Raw genomic sequence first — 1,143 nt, 5'->3', positions numbered from 1 at the left:
CCGGCCGGCCGCTCGCAGCCGAAGTGGCAGCCCTCGGGTTCGGCGCGCCGGGTTTCGTTTTCTCGACCACCAACACCGACCGGCATCTTGCCGAGATCGCCGCGCTGATCGCGCCGCAGGGCCGGTTCGCGCTGATCGACGATCCGGCGAGCCTCGACGTGCTGCCGTTTAAGCGCAAGAGCGTCTCAACCCATTGGGAGTTCATGTTCACCCGCTCGATGTTCGCCACTGCCGACATCGCTGAACAGGGCCGGCTCCTCGACGAAGTTGCGCGGCTGGTGGAGGCCGGCACGCTGAAGACCACCTTCGCAGAGAGCTTCGGCCCGATCTCCGCCATCAATCTCCGCCGCGCTCACGCGCTGATCGAGAGTGGGCGGGCCAAGGGCAAGATCGTTCTGGAGGGATGGGCGTGAGCGATGGGGCGACGATAGATCGGCGCGCCTGGCTGACCGGGGCCGGGGCCCTACTCGCGGCCGGCCCGAGCCGCGCGGCCGAGGGCGCCCATCCCGCCGCACCTGACCTAACGCTCGCCTTCGCGCTTCCGGACGCCGTCACCAATGGCGTCGCGGTGACGCCCGAGGGCCGGATTTTCGCCGCGCTCGCGCGCATCGACGGCAGCGCCGGTCCCCGCGTCGTCGAGATCCGCAACGGCCGCCCGGTGCCGTTCCCGGACGAGGCCTGGAACGCCTTCGCGGACGGGGCCGATCCCGCCCGCACTCTCGTCTGGGTCAATTCCCTCCGGATCGGCCCCGATGGCGACCTCTGGCTCGTCGATACCGGATCGCCCGGCTTCGGCCAGCCGATGCGCCCGGGCGGCTGCAAGCTCGTTCAGGTCGATATCGCCGGCGCCCGGGTGCGGCGGACGATCCCGCTCGACGGCGTGGTGACGCGCAAAAGCTTCATTGACGACGTTCGCTTTAACGGCTCTCTCGCCTATCTCACTGATGCAGGCGCGCCGGCCCTGGTGGTGCTCAATCCCGCAACGAGCCGGGGCTACCGCGTCCTCGAGGGCCACACCTCGGTCACGGCCTCGCGGCCAATCTCGGCCGAGGGGCGCATCGTGCGTGGGCCGGACGGCGCGCCGGTCTACGTGCATGCCGACCAGCTCGAAGTGTCGCCGGACGGCGACTTCCTCTACTACCA

General features: G+C 70.0%; 2 protein-coding genes. Both read left to right on the top strand.

Annotated elements, in window-relative coordinates:
- Positions 1-413 (top strand): zinc-binding dehydrogenase (locus VQ02_RS32015; RefSeq protein ID WP_048448308.1); only part of this gene is annotated, 413 nt, incomplete at its 5' end.
- Positions 410-1,143: major royal jelly family protein (locus tag VQ02_RS32010; protein ID WP_245239912.1), on the top strand; the 734-nt coding region annotated here is incomplete at its 3' end. The genes VQ02_RS32015 and VQ02_RS32010, both read left to right, overlap by 4 nt.

Source organism: Methylobacterium variabile (genome assembly GCF_001043975.1).
GTDB lineage: Bacteria > Pseudomonadota > Alphaproteobacteria > Rhizobiales > Beijerinckiaceae > Methylobacterium > Methylobacterium variabile.
Note: the sequence above shows the minus strand (reverse complement) of the source record. Positions and strands in the feature narration are given on the sequence as shown.